Genomic DNA, 7,267 nt, shown 5'->3' with positions numbered 1-7,267 from the left:
AGAACATCAAGCTTCTCCAGGACCGCGACAACATCAAGGTCGTGATGAAGGACGGGGTCTACTACAAGCGGCTCATCCCGACACCCGGCATGTAGGGACCGAATTGTTACTGTGTATCTGAAGCCTATTTAAAGCAGGAGAATTTAAATGACAGTTAAAAAAAGTGTTCTCGTCGTAGGTGCCTCGCGTGGGCTCGGTCTTGCTCTTGCGGAGGAATACTGCGGCCGGGGCTGGCATGTAATTGCGACGTCGCGGAGCAAGTCCGCCGGACTTGCAAGCCTGCTTGAGCGCTATCCGGAATCGCTTGAGCTTGAGACCGTGGATATCGTGGACCTGGCCTCGGTGAGAACCCTGCGCACTCGACTCGAGGGGCGCAAGCTCAATACGCTCTTCGTCAACGCCGGCATCGCCAAGGCGAATGTATTGACGACGGTCCAGGTGGAAGAGAAAGACTTTCTCGACATGATGTTGACGAACGCGCTTAGCCCAATGCGAGTCATCGAGGTATTTCGGGACATTGTCGCGGAGAATGGCGTGATGGCAGCGATGTCGTCCGAGATCGGCAGCATTACCAACAGCTTCGGGTTCTGGGAGCTATACAGTTCGAGCAAGGCAGCGCTGAATATGCTGATGAAGGCGTTCTCGACACGCCATCCGGACGATTCGCGCGCACTTCTCCTGGTCGCTCCAGGCTGGGTCCGCACTGAAATGGGCGGACCGGAGGCAACCTTCGAGATTTCGGAGAGCATCCCGCTCGTGGTCGACGTGGTCGAGCGCAACGCAGGCGTGCCGGGACTTCGCTATACCGACCGTTTTGGTGAAATCCTGCCGTGGTGAGAACGACGGAAGGCGCGGAAATCTTCCGCGGTCGATAGCCCGTCTGAATTCCCGAGGCGATCAAATGGACGTGGACATAAAAAGAAAAAAGACCGAAGGCAAATCCACGCCCTGTTCGCCTACGCGGGCTGCGTCGACCGCGGAGTTGAGCGCCAGGACGCTTGTCTGGAAGGCTGTCCCTTCGTTTCGGTGGCGTAGGACGGCTCACCACCGGGTGGACGCCGTATGCGGCAGTCGAGCAATGTCGCGGCATCGGCCATTGCCCTGCCCGATGTCATCGACAAAGAGTGCCGTCGCGATAGGCTACCAACCCCACGGCTGATAGCCCACCGGTTTTGCGTAGACGACGCGCTCATCGATCGACGTGTGGCGTTCACACCAATCGACCGCGAAAATTGTCGCGCCGTGCGTCTTTCTCACCACGGCAGGATTTCGCCAAAACGGTCGGTATAGCGAAGTCCCGACACGCCTGCGTTGCGCTCGACCACGTCGACCACGAGCGGGATGCTCTCCGAAATCTCGAAGGTTGCCTCCGGTCCGCCCATTTCAGTGCGGACCCAGCCTGGAGCGACCAGGAGAAGTGCGCGCGAATCGTCCGGATGGCGTGTCGAGAACGCCTTCATCAGCATATTCAGCGCTGCCTTGCTCGAACTGTATAGCTCCCAGAACCCGATACTATTTGTAATGCTGGCGATCTCGGACGACATCGCTGCCATCACGCCATTCTCCGCGACAATGTCACGAAATACCTCGATGACACGCATTGGACTGAGCGTGTTCGTCAACATCATGTCGAAGAAGTCCTTCTCATCCACCTCGACCGAGGTCAATTCATTCGCCTTGGCGATGCCAGCGTTGACGAAGAGCGTATTGAGCTTGCGCCCCTCGAGTCGAGTGCGCAGTGTTCTCACCGAGGCCAGGTCCACGATATCCACGGTCTCAAGCTCAAGCGATTCCGGATAGCGCTCAAGCAGGCTTGCAAGTCCGGCGGACCTGCCCCGCGACGTCGCAATTACATGCCAGCCCCGGCCGCAGTATTCCTCCGCAAGAGCAAGACCGAGCCCACGCGAGGCACCTACGACGAGAACATTTTTCCTAACTGTCATTCCAATTTTCCTGCTTTAGTCTGGTGCGAGTTTTTTCGCCGGTTGTCTGGACATGCGGCTCGGATATCAGGCCACCGATGCCCCGCCATCGGCGACTACAACTTGGCCCGTCGTAAAGCTACCTCGCATCAGATAGAGGTAAGCTTCGGCCACCTCATGTGCTTCAGCGGCATGCTTGACGAGAAGGTTTTCTTCAGCGCGTTGAAATGTCGCCTTACGGACAGCCTCAGGGAAGCTATCCCAAAGGCTGGTCTTGACCGTTCCAGGGCAAACCACATTGACCCGCAGCGGCGCAAGTTCCACCGAAAGCGCACGCGCAAGCGCTTCAATCGCGCCGCAGACGCTCGACACCACGGACGAGCCCTTACGGGGGCGGCGCGCTGCCATCCCGGAGGAAAGGACGATCGAGCCCCCCTCACGAATCTGGCCCGCACCGTACTTCGTGGCCAGGAAAACACCCCAGTAGCGGACTCCGAAAAATGCCTGCGCATCCTTGAAGCTCAAGTCCTTCTGATCAGCCATTAGCAAAGGATTGCCGGCCGTATACACCAGATGGTCGTACGCTCCTATCTTCTCGAAGAACGACTTGATGCTAGCCTCATCCTGCAGGTTGAGCACATGACCTTCCGCACTCGGCGGCAGTTGCTGCTGCGCCTTCGCTACCCTCTCCTGGCTGCTAGACGCAATGACGACAAGTGCACCTTCGTCTGCCGCAGCCTTCGCCGTAGCGAAACCCATTCCCGACGATCCGCCGAGAATGACAATCCGTTTACCTTTAAGCGACATAACTTCCTCCAATACGATGCAAAAACCCCAGTTTCATTTCTGAATCATTGCCGTCAGTGTGGGCCAGACGTCCAGCAAATACAGTACCAAAGAGCGTTCTGCACGTCCTAAGCCCGCATTCGAATCTGCGGAGTCAGCGGCTCAAAGGTTCCAACCGGACGACGATGATCCTCCGTAATCCCAAGCGATCTTACTGCACACTCGATGATGTCTTACCCACGCCCATAACGCTTGACCGACTGGCACTGTTCGCCGAGACCCGCGATGCCAAGGCGCATGGTGTATCCACCGTCGAGGTAACGCGGCGGCGTGAAGCCAAGGCCGACGCCTTGTGGCGTTCCCGTTATGATCACGTCACCCGGAAGCAGAGTCATAAATTTGCTGACATAGCTGACACACTGCGCGACAGAGAAAATCATGTCTGCTGTATTGCTATGCTGCACTCGCCCACCGTTCACTTCACACCACAGATCCAGCGCCTGCTCGTTGCCCACTTCGTCCCGAGTTACCAGCCAGGGGCCGATAGGGCAAAACGTGTCATGACTCTTGCCTTTGGTCCACTGACCGCCTCGCTCGAGCTGATGCTCACGCTCCGATACGTCATTCACAATGACGTATCCAAAGACATGATCGAGCGCCACGGCCTCTGAAACATTTCCCGCACGGCGCCCTATCACAACGCCGAGTTCCACCTCCCAATCCGATTTCGTCGAGTTTTCCGGAAGAACGACGTCGTCGAACGGACCTGTGATGGCCGTATTCGCCTTAAGGAAGATGATTGGCTCCTTTGGAATCTCGGCGCCCGCTTCTTTCGCGTGCTCGCGATAGTTCAGTCCGATTCCGACCACCTTGCCGATATTTCCGATGGGACAACCAAGCCGGGAACCAGCGGGCGCTGCTGGTAAGGCGTCGATTTCCCTTGAATCGAGGCCCTGTAGCGAGTCCGACCCGATCAGTTGCGGATCAATGTCTGATACGTGTGCGGACAGATCGCGGACGACCCCGTCCGACCCGACGATACCTGGCTTCTCGGCACCTGTATGACCAAAGCGTACTAGCTTCATATCTTCCTACTGGAAGGAGTGATCCAATGTCCTGCCTGTTGGCGCGAAGACCCAGGCACGATCAGAGATTTCAGAGAAATTGACATCTCCGACTGCGGTGTCGGGCTCCTGCACGTCTTCACCTCAGCACGACACCGCAGCATGGCTTGCGCCTTTTATTTCGTCAGGAACTGGAGCAGCAATTCGTTCACGGCTGCTGCCTTTTCGATGGGCGTCCAGTGACCGCATTGCGCCAGTTCGACATACTTCGAGCCCGGAATCTTGTCGGCAATGCCCTTCGCAGTCGCAGGCGGCGACGTTGCATCCTGATCGCCCGTCACAACCAGCGCCGGAATCCGCAGCTTCTCGATTGCCGCCGGTTCGAGGCCGACAATCATCTCGCAGGTTTGCGCGTACATTTCGGGATCCTGTCGCATCACAAGCTCCCGCACGAAAGCCGCCAGCTCCGGATGATCCCGCTTGGTCTCAGGCGACGTGCCGCCCTTCACGGTCGCGTCGGCAATGCCTGCCAGACCAACCTTCCTGGCCTGCTCCGCACGATCGCGGATCGCCGTTTTCGCTGCCTCCGGCGCTGCCTGGATCGGCCCGATCAACGCAATGCTGCGCACCATCTGCGGATGCTCGAGAGCCAGACGCTGCACGATGACGGTGCCCAGCGAATGCCCGACCAGATGGACACTTTCAAAACCCGCACCGTCGATCAGCTCCACGACATCGGCGACCAGCGCATCGATGGAAATCGGTGCCTTGTCGCTGCGGCCGCAGCCACGGATATCCGGGACCACAACCCGAAAGCTGGGCGAGAGTGCCGCAACCTGCGCTCCGAAAACGTTACCCGTGCCGCCGAGTCCGTGCACGAGCACGACTGGCGTACCTGCTCCTACGTCATCGTATTTGAGTTTCATATGTCATTCCTGAATGTAGTGGGTTGATGAAATGAAGGTGATGTGGTGCGTCGATCGCACCGCTCTTTTATGCTGCGCTTCGTTTCCGTTTCGGTGAAATCGCAGTTACGTGTTGCTGCAGCATCGCCGGAAGCGTCATGACGCTCACGTCATCCGATGCCGCCTGCCGGTACCCAAGTGCTGCATCGATCAGATCCAGCGCATTGACGTCCTTCAGGCCGGACAGCCGTACCCGTGGCTTCGCCGGCGCATCAAGCGCAACAGCGCACGGCGTCCGGCAACTGCCGAGGCAGTGGACCAGCATCACGGTCATACCCTGGCTGGTCAGCCTTTCCTTTATTTCGTTATAGAGAGCCAGTCCCTGCTCACCGCTGTGCGGCCTGTCCCTCGGGCAGGTACGGCAGATTGCGACGGTACTCGATTGGTCGCACCCGTTCATATCCGGGTTGACGGCATCGAGTGGTACTAGGCTCTCGTGCACGGTAAGCGCCACGCTGTCTCCTGACTTCATCTATTTCGAGGAAAGAACTACCCCTCTTTTTCTGAACCTTGTTCGGACAACCAGAAACTGCAAATTCTGTGGATGAATTCTAGGTGTGTGTTCAATCGCACGCTTATCGGATCGTCTAGTCGCGTATCCGCGCCGAGGTTGACTTGACGTTGATTTCACCAGTGTTGAAGGTCGCGGTGCCGCCCGGGCACTTCGGTCCGACGATTGCCCCGACGGCATTGCGTGACGCTGGCCGGGTGCGGAACGAATTGTTTAGGGCCGACTATAGAGCGCAGCATTCAACGCTTTCAGCTGCCCATCGTTCTGGGCCTGAATCAATTGTTCACGCACTTCCTGACGGGTTAGCCCCCTATTCGGACTACCGTAAGCGGTTGCCCCGGCCTCTGTACCGCCTTGATCCAAGCTGGCCGGTGACTGGGTGGGCGTGTTCTGATTCTGAGCGGAACCGGACACCGAATCCGCATGAGCGGCAGCTCCGACTATCAGAAGAGAGGCAAGGCCAAGAGCCGAAAGAATAGTTTTCACACCAATACTCCTGCGCGGAAAAGGCTAAAAATTAAGTGGAATGGATCAGATAGCTTTCGCAAGCGAATCCTGTGAATCTATTCTAGGTCTGGGTACGACTTCGGGCTTATCGCAGTGTCCTGACAATTATCAAAGAGTCCATGTTTACGAGAGCCAGGGTGAGCGCTCTGGGTGCACAGCAATACAACTGGATACCGACCGTTCCGAAATTGATCCTGGGACACGAGCCTTACTCTTGCTCTGCAGCAGATTTCGTTCGGTTGCGCATTAATGCGACGCTCCTTTCGCCTACGGCATCCGCGTGGTTACCCCAACTGCCACGGATGTAAGTCAACACCTCCGCAATGTCATGATCGCTCATGACTGCGCCAAAGGACGGCATCGGGTACGCCGCCGGGACACCCTGGATCACCACCCTGCCCGTCCCGTTCAGTGAGACGTTGATCAATGACGACGCATCGGTTTCGAGCAGATTCGGGTTGCGCTGAAGAGGCGCAATCAGTGGCGCCACTCCCTTCCCGTCGGCGCCATGGCATTGCAGACAATAGATCGCATACAAGCCCTTCCCGCTTTGTACCGGTGTTCTATCAGAAGTGGGGGATGCGAACGCAGATTGTGAAATGTATACGGCCCTCCCTTCCGCCGAATCACGAGCTGGGGGCAATGACTTCAGGTAATGCGCCATCGCAGCCACATCGGCATCAGTCATACCCTGCGTACTTTGATTGATGACTTCAACCATTGAGCCAAAGCTGGTGGCGTGCCGGTTTGATCCTCTCTTAAGAAATTCCGAAACTTCCTCCTCGGTCCATTGTCCTAGTCCCGTATTCGAGTCTCCGGTCAGATCGGATGCGTACCAGTTGTCGATTAACGCACCGCCGAGAAATCCCGCCCGCGAGCCGTCAAGTGCAAGCTCCTGATGAGCCACACCGCGCGCGGTGTGGCATGCTCCGCAATGCCCCAGACCTTGGACTAGATAAGCTCCGCGATTCCACCGCGCATCCCGACCCGACACAGGCTCATAGACCTTTGAGTCCAGAAAGATTGCGTTCCAGATCTTTATCGGCCAGCGAATGGCGAGCAGCGGACTGATGTCCGGTTGCCGATTGTTCTTCTGTGCCGGACGCACCCCATGCATGAAATATACATATAGTGCATGCACATCCGCGTCGTTCACCTTCGCAAAGGATGTGTACGGCATCGCCGGATAGAGGTTGTGGCCATCCTTCGCCACACCTTCACGGAGTGCTCGGGAGAAGTCTTGTTCGGTATACTTGCCGATACCGGTCACCGGATCTGGCGTGATGTTCGTGGAGAAAATCCTGCCCATCGGCAAAGCCATCGGTAAGCCACCTGCCAGCGGAGCACCGCCGGGCGCGGTATGACAGGCTGCGCAGTTTCCGACCCGGGAAAGATATTCTCCTCGTTCGACCAGTTGATAATTGGGATCCTGACTTTGAGCGCTTGCAGTGAATGCGAGGAGTGAAAGTATTGACGCGCAAACGCCACGGAACGTAGAAACATTCATTACCG

7 protein-coding genes are annotated in these 7,267 nt (G+C 57.3%); 1 reads left to right on the top strand and 6 read right to left on the bottom strand.

The window, feature by feature from the left end; translation table 11 throughout:
• Positions 1–147 precede the first annotated feature (147 nt).
• Positions 148–837, top strand: coding sequence for an SDR family NAD(P)-dependent oxidoreductase (locus P3T20_RS36825; protein ID WP_074267578.1), 690 nt, complete (start codon positions 148–150; stop codon positions 835–837).
• A 416-nt stretch (positions 838–1,253) separates the two neighbouring features.
• Here the strand turns inward: P3T20_RS36825 and P3T20_RS36820 are convergent, their stop codons facing one another.
• The 6 genes from P3T20_RS36820 to P3T20_RS36795 form a co-directional block, all read right to left on the bottom strand.
• The gene (locus P3T20_RS36820; protein WP_429289451.1) at positions 1,254–1,943 is read right to left on the bottom strand and encodes an SDR family NAD(P)-dependent oxidoreductase; all 690 of its coding nucleotides are present in this window, start codon (positions 1,941–1,943) and stop codon (positions 1,254–1,256) included.
• A 66-nt stretch (positions 1,944–2,009) separates the two neighbouring features.
• Complete coding sequence (locus P3T20_RS36815) at positions 2,010–2,729, bottom strand: SDR family oxidoreductase (protein ID WP_074267576.1); 720 nt, start codon at positions 2,727–2,729, stop codon at positions 2,010–2,012.
• 212 nt (positions 2,730–2,941) lie between these two features.
• A complete protein-coding gene (locus P3T20_RS36810; RefSeq protein ID WP_429289450.1) occupies positions 2,942–3,793 on the bottom strand; it encodes a fumarylacetoacetate hydrolase family protein in 852 nt (283 codons plus the stop codon).
• A 155-nt stretch (positions 3,794–3,948) separates the two neighbouring features.
• Positions 3,949–4,698: an alpha/beta fold hydrolase gene (locus tag P3T20_RS36805; protein WP_429289449.1), complete on the bottom strand. Its 750-nt coding sequence runs from the start codon at positions 4,696–4,698 to the stop codon at positions 3,949–3,951.
• A 67-nt stretch (positions 4,699–4,765) separates the two neighbouring features.
• Positions 4,766–5,191, bottom strand: coding sequence for a DUF1636 family protein (locus tag P3T20_RS36800; protein ID WP_167379439.1), 426 nt, complete (start codon positions 5,189–5,191; stop codon positions 4,766–4,768).
• A gap of 772 nt (positions 5,192–5,963) precedes the next feature.
• Positions 5,964–7,262 carry a c-type cytochrome gene (locus tag P3T20_RS36795; protein ID WP_074267571.1) on the bottom strand — a complete coding sequence of 433 codons (1,299 nt, stop codon included), beginning with the start codon at positions 7,260–7,262 and terminating at the stop codon, positions 5,964–5,966.
• Positions 7,263–7,267 lie beyond the last annotated feature (5 nt).

The sequence above is a fragment of the Paraburkholderia sp. GAS206C genome, from assembly GCF_050435645.1.
Classification (GTDB): domain Bacteria; phylum Pseudomonadota; class Gammaproteobacteria; order Burkholderiales; family Burkholderiaceae; genus Paraburkholderia; species Paraburkholderia phenazinium_B.
The sequence above is the reverse complement of the archived record's forward strand: the minus strand, read 5'-3'. Positions and strand labels throughout refer to the sequence as shown.